We start from the raw sequence: 22933 nt of genomic DNA on the forward strand, positions 1-22933 counted from the left end.
CGTTACGCGTAGCAATAGCTGCGCGTCTATAGCGGACGTCGCATAACGCTAAGTGACAAGGGGGCGTAAATGGTCGACGACGATGTGGACGCCGGTGGGGAAGGCGAGCGTCTAAAGCCAGACGACGTTGATTATCTGCAGGAGCGTCTTCGGTTAAGCGAAGGGCATTTGCAGGCGGTACTCGAGAGCGTTGATGAATGTTTTTACGCCTTAAATACCGATTGGCGGTTCACGCTGTTCAACCGGGCGAGTGAAGAATATTTCGGTATTTCCCGCGACAAGATATTAGGGCGCAAACTTTGGGACGTATTTCCGCAGGGGCTTGGGTCCGAATATGAGCGCTGTTGCAGAGCTGCCATGGAGCATGGCGTCGGTGCCAGTATTGAGACATCTTCATTACTTCGGCCAGGACGTTTCGGGGATTTGCGGATAACGCCGCTGACCGGAGGCGGAATAGCGATCTCCATCACCGACATTACTAAAAGAAAACTCGCCCAAGACCGTGCGCTTAATACCGAGCGCGAGCTTCAAATCCTCACAGACGCATTGCCTGTCCTTATTTCGTATGTCGACAAGGATGAGCGCTACCGATTTGTGAACAGAGAATATGAAAGGTGGTTTGGTGTTAAGCGCGAAGATTTGCTGGGTCGGCACGTCCGTGAGGTGATTGGCGACGATGCGTACAATATTGCAAAGCCTCAAATTCAACGCGCAATGTCAGGCGAGCGGTTCCGGAATGAACAATTCATGCCTTACAAAGACGCTGGTGCTCGTGAGGTAAGTATAGATTTTGTGCCCAGGATAGGCGGAGATGGGACTCCGGAGGGCTATTATGTACTTGTGCAGGATATCGCTGAACGCAAGCATACCGAACGTGAACTTAATTCGTTAACCGTCAGCCTGAAACAGCGTGTTGAAGAGACAGTTTCCGAGCGCGATCGGATATGGAACAACTCCCGTGACCTTCTGCTTGTGATTGAGCCCGAAGGCACATTGCGGTCGGTAAATCCAGCTTGGCTGGCGACCCTTGGTTGGACAAGTGAGGAACTTGTCGGGAGAAACTATTTGGAGTTCATCCATCCCGACGACCAACTGGCGAGCGTCCAAGCCTTGAAAATTGCGTCTCAGGGAGAGCTTCCACCTTTTGAGGTCCGGCTACGTACGAAAGATGGCGGATATCGGTCGATAGCATGGGTGGCGGTTCCCGAAGGCGGGCTTGTTTATGGTTCGGGGAGGGACGTCACAGCTTTTAACGCTTATCAGGCGGAGTTGGAGCAGGCACGTGCGCAACTTAGCGAAATTCAGAAGATGGATACTTTGGGTCAGCTCAGCGGGGGCATTGCTCACGACTTCAACAATCTGCTTACACCCATCGTAGGGGCGCTCGATATGTTGAGGCGCAAATACAAAGATGATGAACGCTCGGCTCGTTGGCTTTCCGGTGCGTTACAAGCGTCTGAACGCGCCCGAATATTGGTCAGCCGGCTACTTATATTCGCGCGTAGGCACCATTTGGAGGCCCGACCCGTTGATGTTGCTATCCTGGTCCGCGACATGCTTGACCTTGTCCGGCGTACCCTCGGTCCGCAGTTTCAAATACATGTCGAAATGGCAGAAAATATGCCAGCCGCATTGGTCGACCCGCATCAACTCGAGCTCGCATTGCTCAATCTATGCGTAAACGGACGTGATGCGATGCCCGACGGAGGCATGATCATGATAACAGGAGACCATGTTTGTCAGCCGGCGTCTGACCCTACCATGTTGCCCGGAGGAAATTTTATTAGACTGAGCGTCGAAGACTGCGGTCACGGCATGGAACCAGATGTTGCACGGCGCGCCGTTGAGCCGTTTTTTACGACAAAGGAAGTGGGGAAGGGTACTGGCCTTGGACTTTCGATGGTTCATGGGCTCGCCATGCAGTCGGGCGGTTACTTTCACCTGGAGAGCGAAGCTGGGGAAGGGACTAAAGTGACCATTACCTTTCCGGTCGCCGAAGCGTTGGCAGGGCAGGCTTTAGTGCAATCCGATTTTGAGCCGATAACACGTGCGCCCACCTTGTCGGTTTTGCTAGTGGATGATGAAGATTTGGTGCTTGAGGCTAACGCCGAGATGCTCCGGGCCTTGGGCCATAGGGTAAAATCCGTGCTATCAGGCTCAGCGGCATTGGCGGAGCTATTAACCGACACACATTATGATTTGCTGCTTACCGATTATATGATGCCCAACATGTCAGGCCTTCAGTTGATTGACGAGGCGCGACGGCTTCGCAAAGATTTGAGCGTCGCTCTGGTAACCGGCTTTATGGGCAATAGAAATCTGGGCGACGGTATTCCACGATTGGCCAAGCCCTTTCGCATGACGGATCTGGCGCAGTTTCTTGCGCATTTTGCCCCTAGAAGTGGCTCGACGGGTGGTGGGTTGTCAAAGGAGCATTGAAGCGATCTCAGGTCAACGAGCAAACAACCGTTGCAAAACGCTACTGGTTTGACAGATAGCTAACGGACCGATTTCCGTTCTGTTCTGGAGACCAACAAATGATTCTGTATGGCGCACCCGTTTCCCCCTTTGTCCGTAAGGTCTTGGCCTTCGCAGCGGAAAAAGGGGTAGCCTTGGAACTGGTTCCTATCGGTCTAGGCGACCAGAACCCGGACTTTCTGGCCTGCAGCCCTTTCCGCAAAATGCCTGGCTTCAGTGACGGCGATTTTCGCATCTCGGATTCGACCGCAATCGTAACCTACATCGACGCAAAGCACCCGGAAACTCCACTGATTCCCTCTTGCCCGGCAGATCGCGCCCGAACGATATGGTTTGACGAATTTGCAGATACCATGCTCACGGCAGCGGCGGGCCCGATATTCTTTAACCGCATTGTGTCACCCAAATTTGTAGGAAAGCCCGGCGACGATGCCGCGGCGGCCAAAGGCGAAGCGGATATGACGCCCTTATGTGATTATCTCGAAAGCATCATTGATCCCGCGGGTTATCTCGTCGGCGACACCATTACCTTAGCAGACATTTCAATCGCCAGCCCCTTTGTCAACGCGGCGCATGCGGGCTATATCCCGGACGCTGGCGCATATCCGAAACTGACCAGCTATCTGGCCGCCATGCATGCACGGCCAAGCTTTGCTGACTGGATCAGGCGTGAGCGTAAAATGCTGGGTTTAAGCTAACCGGAGGTCTGTTAATTCAAACCTCATTATTGTCTCCTAGTGTCCGTTTGTCAGGAGATATCGATCATGAAGTTTATCGCACTACACTCCCGCGGCGGGAACTACCTCGTCGTCGCATCAAACGTAGCCTGGTTGCGATCGGCGGAGAATGGTCAGACTCAAATTGGCATCGTAGGGGGGCAGCCTTTGTTAGTGGCTGGTACCATGGAAGAGATCGCCGCCCAACTGGTCGCCAAGGAATGAGGGACCTGTGAAATAGCTTAGTTGACCGGGCAGTCGCGAGCCGGGGGGTTTCTAACTCGTATGGAGGGGACTGCCGACAGCGGTTGGAACATTGTGTCCCATATGTGCTTAATCATTGGGCGCGTTATCTCACGCATTCCAAAAGGCAAAATCCCGATGAAAATTCTGATCGTTCTAACGTCACATGATACCTTGGGGGACAGCGGAAAAAAGACGGGTTTTTGGCTCGAGGAGTTCGCCGCGCCCTATTATGTATTCAAAGATGCAGGCGCTGAAGTTACACTTGCGTCGCCAAAAGGGGGACAACCGCCTCTCGATCCGAGTAGCGAAGCCAAGGATGCACTGACAGACGCCACTGAACGCTTCAACAGTGACAAAGATGCCCAGAAAGCACTGGCTAATACCGTCATGTTATCAACAGTGGCCCCCGATGACTTCGATGCGATCTTCTTTCCCGGCGGCCACGGGCCGTTATGGGACTTGGCGGAGGATCCCGACAGCATAAGGCTGATCGAGACTTTCGCATCAAGCGACCGGCCCATTGGAGCAGTCTGTCATGCACCGGCCGTGTTTAAGCATCCCAAAGGACCAGATGGAAACCCATTCGTTTCGGGCCGAAACGTGACTGGTTTCACCAACAGCGAAGAGGAGGCAGTTGGATTGACCGACGTCGTGCCTTTCCTCGTGGAGGATATATTGTTGGCCAATGCTGGTAACTATCAAAAGGGTGCCGACTGGGCCTCTTTCGTGGTAACAGATGGCCAGCTTGTAACGGGTCAAAATCCCGCTTCGTCAGAGGAGGCTGCACGTAAGTTGTTGGAATTGATTTGAATTGTGCCGCGGTGCGGTTTGGAACGGCGGCCGGATTGTCTGGAACCTCAGGTGCCGAAATTTGACCTAGCCCGTTTCGAACATGCCCAGCGCGAAATATATGATGTCGCGCTGAAAGAAATTCAGTCAGGCAAAAAGCGTACCCATTGGATATGGTTTATTTTCCCACAAGTGGTCGGTTTGGGCTTGTCGCAAACGTCGGTCCATTTTGCAATTACTAGCTTGGAAGAGGCACAAGCCTATCTCGCTCACCCGCTATTGGGGGCGCGGCTTCGCGAGATGACCGGGGCAATGAACGCCAGTCCGCAAAGCAACGCTGAACCAATCCTGGGCGCAACCGATGCTGCGAAATTCCGCTCTAGTATGACGCTCTTTCACGAAATTGCCCCTTATCAGCATTGTTTCCGGTTCGCTCTCGACAAATTTTTCGGCGGCAGCGTCGACCAACAGACGGTTCAACGCGTCGCAGCTTGGCGGCGTCTACCACGCGTGCGCGATAATTAGTGACCGGGTGCTAACAACATCCAGAGCGCCATGGATACCATCATCAGGTTTTCTGTGAGCGATACAAAGCCAAGAGGCACATTGCTGTCGCCGCCTACACAGGCGCATTTGAGCTCGCGCTTATCAATATAAACGGCTTTAAAGACCGAAACTGCGCCAATCGTACCGATGAAGAGGGCAACAGGTATGGACAGCCAATTCAGGGCACCGGATATCATCAACACGCCAGCGAGTCCTTCAGCAAAAGGATAGATGCGTCCGTACGGTACCCAGCGACGGGCGAGCAGATCATAATTCAGGAACATAGTCGAAAATTTGTCAACGTTCTGAAGTTTCAGCATGGCTAGGATGGACATACTGAAGGCGATAAACCACTCGACTGCCCTAATTGTTACGGGCGAGCCATAGACAGCGTAGCTCGTCGCGGCCGCCATGAGCGCTGTTATTGCAAACAGCGCAATGACTGGCTGATAGGTCGTGGCCTTTGGATCCGGGACGTTCAGGCCCAAAAAGCGCCGCAGATCGTCGTGGCCGCCAATTCGGGTCCCTTCAATAAAAATTTGAGGGGTCGTCTGGACATCGTACTTCGCTTTGAACGCGTCCACCTCTGCGCGCGTCGTCAGCAAGTGGTCATCGACAGAGAAGCCTTTCCGCTTAAGCAGGTCGCGGGCTTTGAGGCCGTAAGGGCATATATGGTCCTTGAGCACCATGCGATACAGCACCGCCGCTTTCGATGTTGAAGATGTAAAGGGAGAGGAATAAGCTGGGGCGTCTGTCATGGGCAATCGTCCTTGAAAATCGTGCTACCCGGCGTATATAACATCCGTACCATAGTACGGAGTCAAGCAATGAATGCAATGTCCATCGGTAAGCTTGCCAAATCCGCAGATGTAGGTGTCGAGACGGTGCGCTATTATCAACGGCGTGGCCTGTTAGGGGTTCCATCGCGCAACGGCGGAATGCGGCGTTACGACGGCGAAGACTTGAGTCGACTTCGTTTTGTCCGACAGGCCCAGTCGGCGGGTTTCACGCTTAATGAAATTGGGGAGCTGCTAGCACTTGATGCGTCGGATGATCGCGAACGTGCACGCGCACTGGCGATGGAGAGGTTAGGGCAAATTGACCAAAGGATTGCAGAATTGCAGACCGCCCGGGCAGCGCTGGCACAACTTGCGCAGTCATGCGCTGACGAAAGCGCAGGGCCTTGCCCGATAATTCAGGCCTTTGACCGGGGCGTTGTTGCGTAGTAGGCAGTCAGGTCTGTCGAGACGCTGCTTTGAGGGTACGTTTGGACAATCCCGGTGGTACACACTGAACTGGAGGAATCTAATGTCCCTTACGCAGATAGTTTATGCCTCCAGACCATTCGGGTTCGACGCCTCGGTGCTCCACGATATCCTTACGATATCACGCAGACGGAACAGTGAAGCCGATATCACCGGCACGCTAATATGCCGGAACGATCTTTATCTGCAACTGATCGAAGGACCAGATGCGGCAATTCAAGACACGTATCGAAGAATTACAGTCGATGACCGCCACGTGGAATTAAGCTTGCTCGTTTCACGCACCGTCAGTGATCGACTTTTCCCGAAATGGGCGATGCGTGACGACCCCGTGCGCAGCTGGATGTGGAGCCCGCAAGAGATATCCGATGGCTTATTTTTGCAGGCAACGACTGACGATGTCATTGCCATATTCGAACGGCTGGCAAAAGAAGCGGCGTGAACTTGTTCTAGTCAATCTTCACCTATTCCACGAATAGGGTTGAAGTGATTTAGATGCTGAATGTAATGTTTCTGTAAAATCAGATTGATACAAGCCTAGAATGGGAAAAAAATCGCAATTGCGCCCAGCCCGACTGCCCATGTGATGACATTCAACGGTAGCCCGAACCGGACGAAATCTGTATAAGAATAACCGCCGATTTGGTAAACGAGGACGTTGGTCTGATAGCCGAACGGTGTGGCAAAGGCAGCGCTGGCTGCCATCATTACTGCAACCAGAAAAGGCCTTGGGCTAACCCCCAAGCTTTCAGCAAGGGCGATTGCGATAGGCGCAAAAAGTACCGCTACCGTGGCATTCGATAGAATTTCGGTCAGAAACAAGGTCACACCATAAAAGACTGCTAAAGCGAGGAGTGGGCCGAAAGGCTGAACGGTGTCGACCAGACCTGATGTCGCTTTTGTTGCCAACCCACTCTCCTCCATCGCAATGCCCACCACGACCATCCCGGCGATTAGCAGCAATATCTGTGGTCGCAGACCGCTATATGCCTCGTCTGCGCTAATGACCTTCAAGAGGATCAGGAGTACCGCTCCGGTAAACGCGGTTGCACCGATTGGTGCCACGCCAAATGTTGCTCCAATTATTACGCCGCCAAATACTATGACCGAAATTGCTGCTTGCCGAATATTCAACGGTCGCTGAGCTACGAACAAGCGTGCGTCCCCGACTTGCAAATCAGCACTGGTCACAAGACCTTCCATGTCCATCTCGGTATCGCGTGCACGCCCTTTGCCAATCCAGGGGCTTACAAGCATGAGATAAACGCCACCGGCAAATGCAATACACAGACCAACCGGACTTATTTCGAACAAGCCAAAACTTGGCTGGCCCCCAAGACGCGCCATGTCAGCTACCAGAAGATTCGTTGATGTGCCGATTAAGGTACAACAGCCGCCCAAGATCGCCATGTACGATAAGGGCAGCAGAAATCGTCGTGGGTCCAGGCCAAGTGTATTTGCAGTGTCCCGCACAATTGGCGCGGCGAGAACTACGATAGGTGTATTATTCAAAAAGGCAGACGCGGCACCGCACATTGCAATCGTCAACCAGAGTCCAACAGCTCCGATTGCCCGGCAAAGGGCTACTGCTTTGCCAATCAGCCAATCCAGCAGGCCGGAAAGTTCAATGGCGTAAACGATGACGAAAAGAGAGGCGAGCGCAATGAGGGCAGGGCTCGCAAAAGCGCCTTGCACTTCACTGGGTCGAACAACACCAGTCAGCAAGAGGACCGCTGCGCCAGAAAGGGCAACGACATCTGATCGCACCCTGTCCCAAATCAACGCAGCCACTACCCCTGCGAGCACCACGAGGGTTATCAACTGGTCAATAGTCATGTGTGCAAAGTCTTTGCCATTGGCATCTACCTACTGCATCATGCCGTGAGGTCAAACGCACGAACTCAGCTTCCTTTCGATATGTGGTCCGGCAATGCAAGATAAACGTTTTCCTAAATGGCGAAGCTGGGCAGCCGTAGCTTTGCTGCTCTTTGTTGCGGCATTTATTGCTATTGTGTGGCCGCGTGCGCAAAACGAGAAGCCTGCGCCAATCGTAGAAGCGCCTGAATCGACGCCGTTGGCGCCCCCGCCACCTCTTCGGTTGCTTGACAGGGCTGCGTTAATAGAGGCCGCGGTCAAGGCTGCTTCGGCCTATGCATCCGGAAGATCACTTGACGATGCAGTAGCAGACTTGGCGGGTAGGCGTTTTGAGCTGGTGATGCCATTGGGTTGCGCCGGCCCGTTAAAAATTGACGCGACGGCAGGAAACGGTTGGCGCTATGACGCGGAAAGCGGCATTTTACAGGTGGCATTTCCTTCCTACTTGATTGGGCTACCAGAAAATTTCTTTGGAGACGGCTCGGAGGGTGACGCCGTTGTGGGGCTTGGCAAAGGTTTCTGGATTGAACGCGAGTGGCTGCGTGACGCAGTATGCCCTAAGGAACCCAAATTTGCAGCCGAAGATCTGGTGCCCGATGCGCCTTCACTTGCAATAGCGGAAACTGGAGCGATGCAGGCACCCCGTGCCACAGTGCGAGACCGGTCGGATTACCGTGTATCGAAGCGTGTTTCGTCAGAGCAAGCGCCTGATCAAGAAGGGCTGCGCATCGCAATAGTCGGACGGCTTGCGACCAATCGTCCGATGCCGATCTATTGCCGATCGGCTGATCAGAACAAACGTCCAATTTGTGTCATTCTCGCTCGATTTGACCGTGTCTCGGTTACTAATGCCACGGGTTCGGAAATATTCGGCGAGTGGCAGTATTGAGCGCGTAGCAACTCTGTGAAGCGGTCTGCGGCACCCAATTAATTGTCGGGTTGTTCGTCACGCAGCTACCGGTAGTTTCTCGTCTTCACGCATCCTGAAAAATATTGCTCGCGCTTTGCCGCCTAATTTCGCTTTGTACAGGGCAGAATCGGCTTGATCCAAAAGCTGTTCAAGGGCAAGGTCGTGGCTTGGCGCCATGGCAATTCCGACGCTGGCGGACACATTCATTGTAGACCCATTGATGAAGTAAGGGTCGCTTAAACGCCGTATGACTCGTCCCGCGAGTAATTTTGACTCATCCTCGTGATTCAAGTGACTCTGCAAGATGACAAATTCGTCCCCACCCAATCGCGCGACAGTGTCGCTATCACGCACAATTGCTTCGAGACGATGTGCTACCTGTTCGAGCACGGCATCGCCCGCTGGATGTCCGTGCTGATCGTTAATGGCTTTAAAGCCGTCCAAATCAAGAAAATGCAAGGCAACCGACTTGTTGGTGCGCCTCGAGGCTGCAACCGAAACCTTATAGCGCTCGCGTAATAAAAGCCGATTAGCCAGACCGGTCAGGATGTCATATTTTGCCAACTGGGCAAGGTCGTGCCGCGTGATATGCTGCTCCACCGCAGAGCGATAAAGATAGGCAACGCTTTGCAAGCCCAGGCAGGTAATAAGTGCAACAAGGGCGGCTTCAAATAAAAACATCTCCGTATGTAACGCGTCAAAATGGTCCCTGAGCGAATGAAGAGCAAGTGCGGCCGATGTAGGCACAGTGGCAATCATTAAACTTATTATGCAGATTTTCGGCCGGACCGAGATCCGGGCTACAATCCCTGCGCCAAAGCTGAAAACGAGGCTGACGGTGATAAGGTGCAGAATGGGATTATGGCTTTGGAGCGCCAGCACGTTAAGCGCTCCAAGAAGGCCTGCCGACACATAGTTTCCAGTTGCGTAACGTTTCTCCCACTGCCTAAGATTTTCTAGATTGGTTACAGGCGAGGCGCGCGAATACGCCCGTAAGTCATTGGCTCTACAATATGTTACGATTGCAAAAAGGCCGCCCAACCCAGCGTAGGCAGGGTCATTTAGCTTGAACATCGCGAGGATCGATACGCCAACGAAGACAATACCCAGCCCAAATATCGGAAGCCACATACTATAAATCATATCGATGAGCTCGCGGTAAACCGAGAGTGGAAGGGATGTTGAGTCGGAGAAAATTTTAGTACGGAGGAATTTGAAAAGCCGGGTATGTAAGGACACACGGTTTGTTAAATTCATCGAAGTGGAATCCTGAAGGGGACGCAAATGTACCTCCTTGATTGTGATCTCAAGAAAGAAACCGGCTCGGTTGTCGCGGACTGGTTTCGGGCTATTGGTCCCCGATTTGGGTCCTAGGGAAACTGGCCTAACAAAGTGATAACGGCGCCTATTAATGCGACAGGGTGATTGGTGAATCTTATCACATTTATTCGCAGATGGTTGGCCAAGGGCCCAAGGGGTCGGACAGGAACGCGCCTAACTCAAAGATGCGGCGGCGCACCCGTTTCATGGAGCAACCTGCGCAACTCTTCCTCGCTGCGTTCGAGAGCAAACAAATGGGTACGCAGCAGGGTTTCGGTGTCACCAGTATGCTGGTCTATTGCAGCTACGAAAACGGAGCGAAGTTTGGCTTCATTTTTAACGACGCTGTCGATGACGGAAGCGTTAGCGTCCAACGTGCGATTCATCGAGGTTGCGAACCCATGAGGATCGTCGGTTTCTGCTTCCGTTACTCCGCCTAGCGCAAGTATTCTTGCATGAAGTTCATTGACCATTTCCTTCCGCTCTTTTGACCGGGTGAGAAAAATTGGTCGGTACAGTTCCTCACCTTCACGAGCCGCGCGTTCATAAGCTGGAACGCTATCCGCAACCGCTGCTGCGAGGCTGCGTAATGCAGAGATTTCGGAAGGCCCATCTTGATCCAGCAAAGCCCGGTCGTTCTGCATGTAATATTCCTTCTCTTTGTCAGATAAGCAACCAATGGGATGAGGGAGAGTTCCGTTACCTGCCCCCAGATAAAAAGCATCGTAGCTTCGGCGGAGCAAAGGTGGTGTTTACATCATTGCTTCAATAGCGGCTGACACTTGGTCGACCGCGACATGATGTACCATATGACCGGTCTCTGCCAAGGGCAGCGCGCGGACGCCGGGCAGTAAAGAGGCAAGTCGTGCGGATTGCTTGGATTGGTCAACAAGTTTGTCACCCTTTCCCCAGATGACAGTAATCGGCAGATTGAGCATGTCATATTGAGTTTCAAGTCGAGCGGCCGCCGCGGGCATCATGGCGCTGTCGGCGGCAGTTGCCTGCAGCTGGCTTGGCCGCACCATCAGACCGAAGGGCATTTCATCCAAGAATCGCTCGGGCGTTTTGTTTGGGGAGAAAATCATCCTAAATCCGGCAAACCCAGTAATCCGGGTCTGCAGCGGAGCAATGGTGTAGGCCAGAAGATCACCGATCACCGGTGAAGCAAGGAATGCGGTAAACAGTGCGTCGGGACGAGCAGTCGGGAAGTAATATCCGGAGGCGAGCGCTAACCCCCTTACGCCACCGGGCCGGGCAAGTGCCCAGGCAACCGCTGGAAGAGTACCCCAGCTATGCCCTACCACCAAAGGTTGCTGGGCATCTAAAAAGTCGGCTGCCGCTGCGAACAAGGCTGCCTGCGCTTCAGGTGACCAATCACGCCCCGCGGGGCGGCCTGACCACCCATATCCAGGGCGATCGAAGACTATGACCCGGTGGCGCTTGGCAAGTCGGTCCACGAGGCCGCTAACTGTCATGTCCTGAATCAGTGAACCATTCCCGTGAAGCAACACGATGGGTGGTCCTGCGCCCTTTTCAAAAACGTGCAAATCTACGCCATCAATTTCGATAATCCGTCCTATCGCCGGGTAACGCGCCTCCGCGCGCGCAGCGGCCCAACGATTGTAAAGCGCCGATGCGCCTAACGCTCCGCCTGCGATGGCGAAGCTGCGAAGAAGTGAGTGCCTGTCCATGGGCCTTTTAACCGAGTTCATCGCGTTTAGCCTTTAGATAAATAACGCAAAATTTTGAGATATTTAAACCTTATATCGTCACTCGTTCCTGCGAACGACTAAGAGGCCTTGTATCGAAACATGGTGGACACACCGAACCTTTCGGGAGGGTAGCAGGCGGTGTGTCCGTTAAGCGAACTGACATTATATGTCGTTGTTCCATTCGCAGCGTAAGCCTGCTTTCCCTCTGTCGCTTGCACCGTCAGCAACCCCGCTTTGCGACTTGGCGTCCGGCAGCAGATGGGTTCAAAGTCGGCTGGAACCGACAGCGTCATGGCCAAAGAACGGTCCCTTAAAAGTCATTGATTGGTACCAGATACGGGCATAATGAACCCCTGGGCATTAGTGAAGGCTTCAGCGATTGCCTTCGTTTTTTGCGTATTTCTGCGCTGAACCGTTCATTGTCTTGGGTTCTTTTTTCCGACTTCTGCGTTAGCGATTGATGCAGACCAAAGAGCCTAGCGGACAATCAGCCAGTCACCCCATTGAGATGCCCGTAAAAGGGTGGTGGTCAATTGCAAAGCGCACCTACTGGCAAGCGTCCGAGGATAACCTTGGATTAATTGCCGCAGGCGTAGCGTTTTACGGCTTTCTTGCGTTGGTGCCGATGCTTGGTGCATTGGTTCTTATTTTTGGTCTTGCTTTCGATCCTGTCGAGATCGTGCGTCAGTTTGGGAGCATCGCACCCTCTCTTCCAAAAGAGGTGGCTGCGCTAATCGGTGAACAGCTGGACAGCCTAATCGCGACTTCGTCGGGCAAAAAAGGTCTCGGCCTGCTTGTTGCGCTTAGCCTCGCGCTGTTTGGCGCAATGAAGGGCGCAGGCGCCGTTATAATCGCTCTGAATATCGCGTATGAAGAGGATGAAAAACGCGGTTTCATCACACGCAACGTAACAACCGCCTTGGTTACAATCGGAGCCGTTTTTTTAATGCTTATGCTTGTCGCTGCGACTTCGATTAGTCATGCGCTCGAAACGATTCTTGGATCGTTTTCTACAGTTGCCGCATCTCTTATCAAAATGGGAGGATGGGCCGTAGCAGCCATGGTTACAATAGCAGGCTTGGCCGCACTCTACAGATACGGGCCATCTCGGGCGGACGCACAATGGCGTTGGCTAACACCAGGGTCCTTATTTGCCACAGCCGGGCTACTAGCTGCGTCTTCATTGTTTGGATGGTATGCAGCCAATTTTGGAAACTATAACGCCACGTACGGATCTCTTGGCGCAGTTGTCGTTTTGCTCATGTGGCTATATTTGTCAGCCTATGTATTGGTGCTCGGTGCTGAGTTTAACGCAGAGATCGAGCATCAAACGGCGGTCGACACCACCACCGGCACCGCCCGCCCGTTAGGCGCCAGAGAAGCCGCGATGGCGGATCAGGTCGCAGAATGAGAATCGTCGGTTCCTCGCATGTCAATCGACGTCGCAAGGTGTCGCAGGCATGAAAGGGCGCGCGTCGATCACCGTCCCCTGAAAAAGCCCTGCAGATTTTGTTTGCGACCAAGCATTGGATATTGAGGTGCTCGATGACGAGGGAAATCTCGACTGTGAGAGTCGTCGCGGAAGTCTCCCGGGTCAGCACCCGACGCAAGAAGTAGATGCGCACGGGCAAGTAAATTGGGTCGTCGATTGATGTGTATTAGCTACGGTCAAAACCCCCAGGGCAGCATTGTGGCCGCCTTATGTTCAATTGCAGCGGTTGATCGATTCTTTGCATTCACTTGATGGTGGTTTTTGGCTAGGCCTCGCAGATTGTTGCCTCAGTTCGTGCCGGTGGCGCATCCAAATTAACCCGCGCTACACGTCATCCGCGCTGATCAATTCGGCGCGGTTAAGCTCTCCTGTCAGGCTCGCCACAGTTACTGCCACGGCTGCATCACCGGTGATGTTAGTGGTTGTGCGCATCATGTCCATAATCCGATCTACCCCTGCAACAAATGCAATAGTTTCCAGGGGTACGCCCACGGCGCTGAACACCAGCGCCATCATGATGAGACCGGCTCCGGGAATACCCGCCGCGCCCACCGCGCCTAGGGTGCCAAGCAGCGCGATCATGCCATAATCTCCCCACGACAAATTCACCCCGAAAATTTGCGCGCCGAACAAAGTCGCCATCCCCAAATACATTGCTGTACCGTTCATGTTGATGGTCGCGCCCAAGCTGATAACGAAACTCGCCACCGATTTCGAGACGCCAAGATTACGCTCGGCACAGCGCAGGGTCACAGGCAGCGTCGCATTGGAACTGGCGGTGGAATAGCTCACCGCGATCGCATCCACCATGCCGCGGAAAAATCCGATTACCGGAACTCGCGCGACCAGTTTCAGTAACCCCCCGTAAACCACTGCGATGATCAGAAAACACCCTAGATAATTGAGGAAAACCAGCTTGCCGAGTGCAGCTAGCGCATCAAAGCCTAAGGTGCCGGCCACCCACGCCATCAGCGCAAACACTCCAAATGGCGTCAGCTCCATTACGACTGCGGTGACCTTCTGCATCACAATGCTACCGCTCTCAAATATTTTGAGCACTGGTTCGCCATCTTCTTTTGCCATTAGAATGCCAATTCCCAGCAGCAGTGAAAAGATTATCAGCGGCAACACGTTCACTTCCGCCATCACTTGCACAGGGCTTTGCGGCACCATGCTGAGCAGCATTTCACGCCAGCTGGCTTGAGTAGCCTCGGGTACTGCACCCAATGTCAGCGCTGAGGTATCCACGCCCGCGCCGGGCTCGACCAATGTACCGAGCAAAAGGCCCAGCCACACCGAGACCTGCCCCGTAACGACAAAGATTAGCATGGCACGCCAGCCAACGCTGCCCAGCTTGCGTAGATCACCTATGCTGGCGACGCCTGCCACCAGACTGAAGAAAATTAGTGGCACCACTAGCATCTTGATGAAGGCGACGAATACGTCACCGATGATCTTGATGTTTTCAGCCCCCGGCCCCCATAGTCGGCCAACAATGATACCCAGAACCAGCGCAGCGATGACGCGCTGCCACAAGGGAATGCTAAGCCAACGGTTCAATTTCTACCCCATCATGCAGTGTCGGCGCCACAAGGGCGATCCGTAAATATATATGCGCGAGCATATCCGAACTGACTAGAAAAGATATGACATTTCAACTCATAACATTTTCGGTTTGCGGCTTGCATCACGAACGGGTGCGGGACGACACCCTCAAAAGTGTCCTATCAGTCTGTTTCAACGACATAGAATCCTAAAGTATGCTTATCCCCGTCACCTTTTTACCAACTGAGCAACAAATTAACTGAGTGAAGACTCAATTAATTTATTGCTCAGCAATGACGGTATCGATCTGGTGGTGTTCGGAGGGATACTGTCGTAGTGCTGACGAATACCGCCTAAAGCTTGGTCTGTTTAGGGATGCCAGCGGATGCGTCGCATTCTGCTGGCCTTAGCAGTAGGTCAATGGTTCCCCGGTAAGGATTCGAACCTCAATAGACGGAGTCAGAGTCCTTTTTTGACGTTACGGAACGTGAGCTTTAGAAATATTTTGCTGCATTTCTGTTGCGTCTCCATAGATGGCCCGTTCGATTGCTGCAGACGTATCCGCATCACGCTCATTCTGGGCAAACAGATGACCGTAGGTATCGAAAGTCACAGCGATGTTGCTGTGTCCCATCAGTGATTGAATACGCTTGGCGTCAAGCCGCTGCTCAATCTATAAGGAAGCGGCTGCGTGCCGAAAACTATGCATACTCCAATGCGGTATACTGGCCCCGTCAGATGTCATCCTGCATTCGCCGGCTTCTACTTGCACAGGCGCGACCACGCGGGTCAACAGATAGTTCCATGTCATGGCTTTCCCCGTTAGTGAAGGAAACACAAAATCACTCTCTGACGGAGGGCAAGCCAACTTCCAAACCTTAAGCGCTTTGAGTGCCAGATGGGGCAGCGGAATAGTTCTCTCTCCAGCTTTGGTTTTTGGTGCTCCCAAAATACCCCTCGAGTTCGCCCGTTGCCACACATTGACATGGCCTTTTTCAAAGTGAATGCTTGCCCAGGATAATCCGCGGATCTCCGAAGCACGCAACCCTCCAAATACAAGGAGGCAATAACAGGGCAGAGCCATAGGATTTGTTGATCCTTCTGCAGCCTTGAGCAGTCGCTTGAGTGCTGCCTTGCAAGGAATAGTCAGCTTTGACTTTGTCCGCGGGGTTCGTTTAACTCTAACTGGCAGCGCAACATTATGCGCTGCGTGCCCCAATCGGACTGCTTCAGAAATTAGAGCCTTAAATGTCCGCAGCACCCGCACAGCCATAGGGCGAGATAAAGACGAAACAAGTTCATCCTTGAACCTTTCAACCATAGGTGTCGTCAGTTGCGAAATCTTGATCGTCCCCCACCGAGGAACAATGTGAAGGCGCAGGTGCTGTTCATATGCAGCAATAGTGGTATCCTCGAGACGATCTGCGCGTCTTGCTTCAAGCCAAAGATGGCTGGCTTGCGCGATTGTGATCGACTTGCTGTCGGATGTGTGGGTCCCCTGACTGACATGCCAAGCTGCACGGGTATTCCAGTCTTCGGCATCTTTCTTACGAGGAAACTGCTTAGTTTTGCGCTGACCATACTGGTCCTTAAAGTCGACGATCCACACACTGGTCTCACCCTTAGCTGTTTGCCAAGTACGTTTACGAATGCTCATGGTAGCTCATCATTATGGGCGGCTGGTTCGAAATTTGACGCTCTTGCACTGAAATAAATATCAAGCTCGCTCCGTCGAAAAAATATCCTGATGCCAATACGCCCATGTGGAATCTTTTTTTGCTCTACCATGTGGTAGATCGAGCGTTCTGTTAGTCCAATGTAATCTGCGGCTGCCTTAGCGCCAAATATTAAGTCATTTTTGAGCATCATTTTTCCTTTCATGTAATGCGTGTTATTAAACATGCATTGCGTGTTAGTATATGTCAAGAGATTGAACCGTGGAAAAATGGGTGCTACGGTGTCGGAATGACAGTTCCTTCTCCGACGGCGGTTAAAGAAACGCCCTTTCCTTATGCCGATACCGAGGCTGCGTTGATGTTTCGATCAATGTTGGATCAACATGTCCAGCGCCACCACACAAGTCTTCGCCGGCTGGCCACTGAGCTGGGATATAAGCAGTCGACGGTCCTAAGTCATATGGCGAGTGGGCGGGTTCCTATCCCGATCGATAGAGCGGCTGAATTCGCGGATTACCTTAATGTTCCTCGGGCAATGTTTATTCCTGCTGTTCTGAAACAGCGTCATCCAGACGTTCTTGACGCCGTTGCAGGGGATAGCGACGAGCCTCGTTTGCGGGTTCAATTGGGTAATCTTTCGGGTTTTGAAAGTTCCAAGATGACAAAAGCGCAGCAGAAGATTGTCCAAGAAGTGCTTCGGGACTCCCGTCCAGAAGAGCGCTGGCTTACCCCAGCTGAGGTGCCTATGGTAGGCTTTCTGAGAGAAGCTTGTCCCAACATATTTGAGTCAGGACTCACAGTTATACAACGCCGTGCTCTTAAAGAGGCGATTGAGGCGATCTTACCTTGACGCACCATTAGTCAAACCTTATGCGTAATAAAATACACGCAAAATTGGTTTGGTATTACGCAAAAAATGCAAGTCGCTGGCAGAAAACTTTCAAGACCCCCGGGAGGTAGTGGTAATCGTCAAGTGGTAGGATATCCGCTGAAGACGAGGCCGTTAGGCAAGGGCGTTTACGATCAAAAATTTGGCAGAAATGCTGGCGTTGCAAGGCGCAACGCTGCCGTGCGGAGCGCTATTGCTAATGACCTGAATTTGTTTCGATCACTTGCGCGGTTCGCAACTGCAAATAAAGCTATAGTGCCCGTCATTCCCCATCAACCTGGTCTATTTTCAGTCTGGGGTAAAACAGGACAACAATATCTCCAGAGATATCCAGGACAGAAGCTTGGTAAATGGAGAGCGCAAACAGAGTTCTTGAAGTTACTGCTATGTTCGCAAGTAGTGTTGGAATACAAAGGCTATTCGTTCACGGTGAAGGTGAATGAAGCATTAGAGGAAATGTGGAAAGCCGACGAGGCACATATCTACAACTGCATCAAACGGCGGATCAGGGCGGAGTTAGTATCCCATGGGTTCTGTGACGTCGGAATGGCTTATGTCTTGGAAGGCAAAGGAAGGAAGGGAAGCCGAACCCGCTTGCACTTGCACGGAATGGTGTGTGGCATCGATCAATGCCACCTTCGGGCTTTCAAATTAGCGATGGAGTCAGCTTTAGAGGTAGGTTTCCGACGACGCGGGAAAGGGTCGGGGTTGGATTTCCACTGCGTTCTTTATTACGATGAAATTGTGCAGGGGGTCGCTAACGAGGCGGCGAACTGGCCAAATTATTGTGCCAAGTCACTAATGATCAAGGACGCGCGACTACCGGGTCAACGTATGTTCATTAACCACCGTCTGCGTGAGATGACGAAAAGGCTTTGGGGTGTAATCACCGATGCACCATTGGGTAAAGAATAGAAGTGTGGTTACAGACCGGTTTGCGACGAGGCGACGGCTCGGTCGATTGTCTTCTATATATCAGGGATAGATCGGCCGGGGGTTGCCGGAAGTTAACTCTAAGTTACACCCTTTTGGCGTTTTTGCTCCTACACTCACGACTCGATATCATTTGTTTTTCAGTCATTTGCACGCATCTCGCAGTTTCTGGGCGGTGTTAGGGTGTAACCTTACGGTCCCAGCCTTATTGCTCATACAGTCCCTTCTGGAACCCGGTGAATGTGCTTCGAATATCTGACACACTACCAAGTTCCCGGACAGCATCAGACGGCGATCCATATTTGAGGTCGAGAAGATCGGGAAGCTTGTCTGTTCCCAGCTCATCCTCACCTTCCGCGACATACTGGGAGAGCACAAACTCAAGGAATGCTTGCTGCTTTGCATTATACCGCGACATAATATTTACCCTGTGCGTCTCAGCGCGCTGGATACGCTTCAACGGTGTCTTCGTATGTGCGATGTAATTTAGCACATCGAACAGATCGCAATCATCGGCATCGACCAGCTGACGGACTGACTTCAATGCTTCTCCATCGAAACCGCGCTCAGCCAAGCCTGCTACAAGCCCCGCACGCGTGTCAGGCTGGCCCCAGATGCGTCTGAGGTCATCTTCGTCGCGAAAGAGCTCTGGCAGCTTCCCAAAGAGGTTCTGGACGAACTGGGTTGCAGAGATAGGTCGGCCAGAGGCATCCCAGAACGTTGTTGCGCTCATATGTTGGAAGGTGCGTTCTTTTCCGTCGGCGAGCCGGATGACCAACCGCTCCTTGGGTGGATCAGGTTCGTCGCCTCCAGTGCTTGTTTCGCCACCCTCGGTTCCGTCACCCTTTTTCTTCCCTCGCGGGTCGACCGGGGGGGCAGGCACTTGCGGCTCGCCATCCCAGTCAGGGTCGTTGAATAGCTGATATGCCTTCACGAAATCATAGATCGTGAAGTAATTTTTCCCATCATAAAGGCGAGTGCCGCGGCCAATGATCTGTTTGAACTCGATCATCGATGTTACAGGTCGCATCAGAACGATGTTACGGACGTTACGGGCGTCGACACCGGTCGAAAGCTTCTGCGATGTCGTGAGGATCGTCGGAATGGTCTTGTCGTTGTCCTGGAACACACGCAGCCATTGCTCTCCCATCGCACCATCATTTGCGGTCACGCGAACGCAGTAATTTGGGTCGGTGCTTGTTTTGGCCTGATTGATCAGGTCACGGACCTTGGCGGCATGGTCTTGGGTAGCACAGAATACCAATGTTTTTTCACGCTGGTTTATCCGCTCCATGAATATCTTGACCCGGTAGCGCTCACGCGCTTCCATTTCGATTGTGCGGTTGAAATCGCTTTCCGTATAGCGCTTGCCGTCCGCAACTTCACCTGACTCAACTACGTCGTCGGCGGTGTAGACATAGTCATCGATTGTTGTGCCAAGCTCGACGACTTTGAACGGAGTCAGATAGCCGTCGTTGATGCCCTCTTTCAGTGAGTAGGTGTAAACTGGCTCACCGAAGTACGCGTAGGTATCGACATTGTCCTTACGTTTGGGCGTCGCGGTAAGACCGATCTGCACGGCTGGTGCGAAGTAATCCAGAATACCGCGCCATTCGCTTCCATCTTTGGCACCAGCACGGTGGCATTCGTCGATAATGATGCAGTCGAAGAAGTCCGGCGGGTAATCCTGATAGTTGAATGCCGGTTCTTCCTCACCCGAAACTTCGGCGCCTCCGTCGGTCATGACCGATTGGAAGATGGTGAAGAACACGCTGCCATTTTTCGGCACGCGGCCTTTTTTGCGGATTTCAGCTGGTGTAATGCGGACGAGCGCATCGGGTTCGAATGCGGAGAAGCTGTTATAGGCTTGGTCAGCCAATATGTTGCGGTCGGCAAGAAACAATATGCGTGGACGTCGAGCAGGCTCAGCACTCGATTTCCAATCCTGCAAGTTCCAACGCGCATTAAACAGCTTCCATGAAATCTGAAATGCTACGCATGTTTTGCCAGTGCCAGTGGCGAGGGTCAGCAAGATGCGGTCTTTGCCTGACGTTATCGCCGCGAGCGCTTTCTCAATCGCGTTATACTGGTAATACCGCGGTTCAAATTTGCCGCCGGTTTCATAAGGCACTGCCGCTAAACGGTCGCGCCAGATATTGGCCTCGGCAAAGGTTGCATCCCACAATTCCTGCGGCGTGGGCCAGCAGACAACCAGCCCCTCTTCGCCGGTCGTCATGTCGATGCGGTAAATCTGCTTTCCGTTGGTGGCAAAGCCAAAACGGGTTTGCAGGCGATCTGCATAATCCTTTGCTTGTGCGACGCCCTCCGCATAGCTTTTGGTCGCGGCCTTCGCCTCAACGCTCGCAAGCTTCGTGTTGCGATAAACCAACACATAGTCTGCAGACTTGGCCTCAGCGCGCTTGCCAGAGCCGGTGAGCCGCCCCGGTGCAATCATTTCACGCCGAGTTCTGCTGCCGTCCACAACGCCCCAACCAGCCGCAGCAAGTGCGGGGTCGATCAGTTCGGCGCGGGTTTCGGCTTCATTCATCGCCTAGGTCAATTCCCCGGCAAATGCTTTTTGGAGGAGAGATTGTTTGAGTTCGGATAGGGCGGTGAGCTTATCCGCGGCAACAACTGCAAGTTTTGAAACATATTTGGACATCTCGTCCAGCTTTTTTAAAAATTGGTTCTGGCGTTCCATTTTTGGCAATACAATTTCAAGTTCGCTCAATGCTGTGTTGCTTAAGTTGAGCATAGTTGCACCAGATGCGGCGGCTTCCAAGGCTTTTCTGTAGGGATTCGAGCGCAGCAAGTGAGCCAAAAAATGCGGGTTCGCCGATTTTTTTGGTCGGATAAAGAAACAGCCTGTTCCGCATAGCCAGCCGTTTTCCAATTCGGTAACGACCGCGCAGCGGCCAATATCGCCGCGCCGTCCGATAACGATATCATCTTTATTGAGAACGTAGGCAGACAAGGTGGAAAGTTTCTTTGCCGAAACGGACTTACGGTTATCCGGTTCGATACGCTCACCGATAATGTGTGCAGGGTTCACTAACGGTATGCCGTTTTCGACATAGTCGGACTTATGTAAAAGTGAACCAAATGGGCCAGTTGACACGCTGCCTCCGATATCCTCGAGCTTGCCCACGTCCCAAGTTTCGTCCTGTGTCGTAACGATGGTGTCGAGATAACTCTCGAAAAGCAAACGGGCATTGGTTAGGTTTGTCTGAGCGTTTGCGGCAGCGGTGCTGATGCCTGCAAACGCGTTGTCCAACACCGCAACAATTCGCTGCTGCTCGTCGAGGGATGGCACTATAATCGGGATTTCCCGCATCTTGGCTTGGTTTAACTTAGGCACCGTTAGGCCAGTGATAAATTCCGAGAGGTCAGCTTGGTTCAGCTGGTAGATAATCCATGCATCGAGAATTTTGTGACGATGCGGACGTATAACATGGGCGTGATTGTTCACCCAAAAACGCCCTTCGGCACTGAATGCCGTATTTTCACCAACGCCCCATTTTGCGCCGTCTTCGCCAATCAACACCAGTGGCTCGTCAAAAATATAGCCTTCAACGTAACCGAGTATTCCGGTCGCGCCGTAGTAAGGAAACTCACCTTCAACACGGTCTCGTTTCGTTATCGGGCGACGTTTACTGTCCAGCACGTCGCACAACTCTCCGAGTGGAACTAACGGATATGCCGCCTTCACAGCATAGCCCTGATTTCAGCTAAAATGCCTGCGCTCTGCGCATCCAGTGCGGCAATCTCTGCCAATATCGCTTCTGGGCTGCGCAGTATAACTTTCTCACCCACATTAGGGTTCTTCACCGACAGGTCAAAGCTGGTCTGGTCAATGGTCGTGGCGTCAATGCTCCAGCTCTTTGCGCTGGTCGCAAATCCGGCCTGCAATTCCGCAAATTCCGCCAGATCATTATCGTTCAGCGGATTGGTTTTGCCCATGTTGCGACCCGGATCGAGCTGATAGTACCAGATGCTCCGTGTCGGTGCGCCTTTTTCAAAAAACAACGTCACTGTCTTCACGCCAGCCCCTTGAAACGTGCCGCTGGGCATATCGAGGATGGTGTGCAGATTGCAGCTTTCAAGCAGTTCCTTACGGAGCGCGACGCTGGCGTTGTCGCTGTTGGAAAGGAATGTGTTCTTGATAACGATGGCGGCACTTCCACCGGCGCGCAGCGACTTAATGAAATGCTGCAAAAACAGGAAAGCAGTCTCACCGGTCTTGATCGGGAAGTTCTGCTGTATCTCCGGCCGTTCCTTGCCACCGAAGGGCGGGTTGGCAAGAATAATGTCGAAGCGGTCCTTTTCCTGAATATCATTGATATTCTCACCCAGTGTATTGGTGTGCAGGATATTGGGTGCCTCAATACCGTGCAGGATCATGTTCATGATCGCGATAACGTAAGCGAGGCTCTTCTTCTCCTTGCCGTAAAAGGTGCGGCGTTGGAGCGTGTCATTGTCACCAGTCGATTTGGCGAGCGGTTTCAAATAGTCATAGGCTTCGCACATGAACCCAGCCGAAC

General features: G+C 52.7%; 22 protein-coding genes. 11 read left to right on the forward strand and 11 right to left on the reverse strand.

Annotation, left to right across the window (positions count from 1 at the left end; translation table 11 throughout):
* Positions 1–69: 69 nt before the first annotated feature.
* The 5 genes from ACK4S7_RS09945 to ACK4S7_RS09965 all read left to right on the forward strand — a co-directional run bounded on the left by ACK4S7_RS09945 (position 70) and on the right by ACK4S7_RS09965 (position 4754).
* Positions 70–2439 carry a PAS domain-containing protein gene (locus tag ACK4S7_RS09945; protein ID WP_409646408.1) on the forward strand — a complete coding sequence of 790 codons (2370 nt, stop codon included), beginning with the start codon at positions 70–72 and terminating at the stop codon, positions 2437–2439.
* Positions 2440–2537: 98 nt separating this feature from the next.
* Complete coding sequence (locus tag ACK4S7_RS09950; RefSeq protein WP_409646410.1) at positions 2538–3176, forward strand: glutathione S-transferase family protein; 639 nt, start codon at positions 2538–2540, stop codon at positions 3174–3176.
* A 66-nt stretch (positions 3177–3242) separates the two neighbouring features.
* Positions 3243–3419, forward strand: coding sequence for a hypothetical protein (locus ACK4S7_RS09955; RefSeq protein WP_409646412.1), 177 nt, complete (start codon positions 3243–3245; stop codon positions 3417–3419).
* A 156-nt stretch (positions 3420–3575) separates the two neighbouring features.
* Positions 3576–4250, forward strand: coding sequence for a type 1 glutamine amidotransferase domain-containing protein (locus tag ACK4S7_RS09960; protein ID WP_409646414.1), 675 nt, complete (start codon positions 3576–3578; stop codon positions 4248–4250).
* A gap of 51 nt (positions 4251–4301) precedes the next feature.
* On the forward strand, positions 4302–4754 hold the full coding sequence (locus ACK4S7_RS09965) for a DUF1810 domain-containing protein (protein WP_409646415.1): 453 nt from the start codon (positions 4302–4304) through the stop codon (positions 4752–4754).
* Here the strand turns inward: ACK4S7_RS09965 and ACK4S7_RS09970 are convergent.
* Positions 4751–5533, reverse strand: a complete 783-nt coding sequence (locus tag ACK4S7_RS09970; protein ID WP_409646417.1) for a glutaredoxin family protein — start codon at positions 5531–5533, stop codon at positions 4751–4753. The genes ACK4S7_RS09965 and ACK4S7_RS09970 overlap by 4 nt on opposite strands.
* A 69-nt stretch (positions 5534–5602) precedes the next feature.
* On the opposite strand from ACK4S7_RS09970, the gene ACK4S7_RS09975 reads away from it, so the two are divergent.
* A complete protein-coding gene (locus ACK4S7_RS09975) occupies positions 5603–6001 on the forward strand; it encodes a MerR family transcriptional regulator (protein WP_409646418.1) in 399 nt (132 codons plus the stop codon).
* An 82-nt stretch (positions 6002–6083) separates the two neighbouring features.
* Complete coding sequence (locus tag ACK4S7_RS09980; RefSeq protein WP_409646419.1) at positions 6084–6482, forward strand: BLUF domain-containing protein; 399 nt, start codon at positions 6084–6086, stop codon at positions 6480–6482.
* Between the two features lie 95 nt (positions 6483–6577).
* Here ACK4S7_RS09980 and ACK4S7_RS09985 read toward each other — a convergent pair whose 3' ends face one another.
* Entirely contained in the window at positions 6578–7876 is a 1299-nt protein-coding gene (locus tag ACK4S7_RS09985) for an SLC13 family permease (protein ID WP_409646421.1), read from the reverse strand.
* A 94-nt stretch (positions 7877–7970) separates the two neighbouring features.
* Between ACK4S7_RS09985 and ACK4S7_RS09990 the strand changes: the two genes are divergently transcribed.
* A complete protein-coding gene (locus tag ACK4S7_RS09990) occupies positions 7971–8804 on the forward strand; it encodes a hypothetical protein (RefSeq protein ID WP_409646423.1) in 834 nt (277 codons plus the stop codon).
* Between the two features lie 57 nt (positions 8805–8861).
* Here ACK4S7_RS09990 and ACK4S7_RS09995 read toward each other — a convergent pair whose 3' ends face one another.
* From ACK4S7_RS09995 to ACK4S7_RS10005, 3 genes are all read right to left on the reverse strand, one after another.
* Positions 8862–9968 carry a diguanylate cyclase domain-containing protein gene (locus tag ACK4S7_RS09995; RefSeq protein ID WP_409646424.1) on the reverse strand — a complete coding sequence of 369 codons (1107 nt, stop codon included), beginning with the start codon at positions 9966–9968 and terminating at the stop codon, positions 8862–8864.
* Positions 9969–10324: 356 nt separating this feature from the next.
* Positions 10325–10789 (reverse strand): hypothetical protein, encoded by a 465-nt coding sequence (locus ACK4S7_RS10000; protein WP_409646425.1) that lies wholly within the window; start codon positions 10787–10789, stop codon positions 10325–10327.
* Positions 10790–10897: 108 nt separating this feature from the next.
* A complete protein-coding gene (locus ACK4S7_RS10005) occupies positions 10898–11857 on the reverse strand; it encodes an alpha/beta fold hydrolase (protein ID WP_409646427.1) in 960 nt (319 codons plus the stop codon).
* A gap of 460 nt (positions 11858–12317) precedes the next feature.
* Here ACK4S7_RS10005 and ACK4S7_RS10010 point away from each other — a divergent pair, with 460 nt between their 5' ends.
* The gene (locus ACK4S7_RS10010; RefSeq protein WP_409646429.1) at positions 12318–13268 is read left to right on the forward strand and encodes a YihY/virulence factor BrkB family protein; all 951 of its coding nucleotides are present in this window, start codon (positions 12318–12320) and stop codon (positions 13266–13268) included.
* Positions 13269–13673: 405 nt separating this feature from the next.
* Here the strand turns inward: ACK4S7_RS10010 and ACK4S7_RS10015 are convergent, their stop codons facing one another.
* The 3 genes from ACK4S7_RS10015 to ACK4S7_RS10025 form a co-directional block, all read right to left on the reverse strand.
* Positions 13674–14909 carry a dicarboxylate/amino acid:cation symporter gene (locus ACK4S7_RS10015; protein ID WP_409646430.1) on the reverse strand — a complete coding sequence of 412 codons (1236 nt, stop codon included), beginning with the start codon at positions 14907–14909 and terminating at the stop codon, positions 13674–13676.
* Positions 14910–15567: 658 nt separating this feature from the next.
* On the reverse strand, positions 15568–16551 hold the full coding sequence (locus tag ACK4S7_RS10020; protein WP_409646431.1) for a tyrosine-type recombinase/integrase: 984 nt from the start codon (positions 16549–16551) through the stop codon (positions 15568–15570).
* Positions 16548–16763, reverse strand: coding sequence for a helix-turn-helix domain-containing protein (locus ACK4S7_RS10025; protein WP_409646433.1), 216 nt, complete (start codon positions 16761–16763; stop codon positions 16548–16550). Before ACK4S7_RS10025 ends, ACK4S7_RS10020 begins: the two co-directional genes overlap by 4 nt.
* A 15-nt stretch (positions 16764–16778) precedes the next feature.
* Between ACK4S7_RS10025 and ACK4S7_RS10030 the strand changes: the two genes are divergently transcribed.
* Positions 16779–17420 (forward strand): helix-turn-helix domain-containing protein, encoded by a 642-nt coding sequence (locus tag ACK4S7_RS10030; RefSeq protein WP_409646434.1) that lies wholly within the window; start codon positions 16779–16781, stop codon positions 17418–17420.
* Between the two features lie 123 nt (positions 17421–17543).
* The gene (locus ACK4S7_RS10035) at positions 17544–18374 is read left to right on the forward strand and encodes a hypothetical protein (RefSeq protein ID WP_409646436.1); all 831 of its coding nucleotides are present in this window, start codon (positions 17544–17546) and stop codon (positions 18372–18374) included.
* A 223-nt stretch (positions 18375–18597) separates the two neighbouring features.
* On the opposite strand, the gene hsdR is transcribed toward ACK4S7_RS10035, so the two are convergent.
* The 3 genes from hsdR to ACK4S7_RS10050 all read right to left on the reverse strand — a co-directional run.
* Positions 18598–20940, reverse strand: coding sequence for an EcoAI/FtnUII family type I restriction enzme subunit R (gene hsdR / locus ACK4S7_RS10040; RefSeq protein ID WP_409646438.1), 2343 nt, complete (start codon positions 20938–20940; stop codon positions 18598–18600).
* A 3-nt stretch (positions 20941–20943) separates the two neighbouring features.
* Positions 20944–22101, reverse strand: coding sequence for a restriction endonuclease subunit S (locus ACK4S7_RS10045; protein WP_409646440.1), 1158 nt, complete (start codon positions 22099–22101; stop codon positions 20944–20946).
* Positions 22098–22933, reverse strand: an 836-nt coding sequence (locus ACK4S7_RS10050; RefSeq protein ID WP_409646442.1) for a class I SAM-dependent DNA methyltransferase, incomplete at its 5' end; no start/stop codon positions are given. The genes ACK4S7_RS10050 and ACK4S7_RS10045, both read right to left, overlap by 4 nt.

It is taken from the genome of Sphingorhabdus sp., from assembly GCF_046292425.1.
Taxonomy (GTDB): Bacteria; Pseudomonadota; Alphaproteobacteria; order Sphingomonadales; family Sphingomonadaceae; genus Sphingorhabdus_B.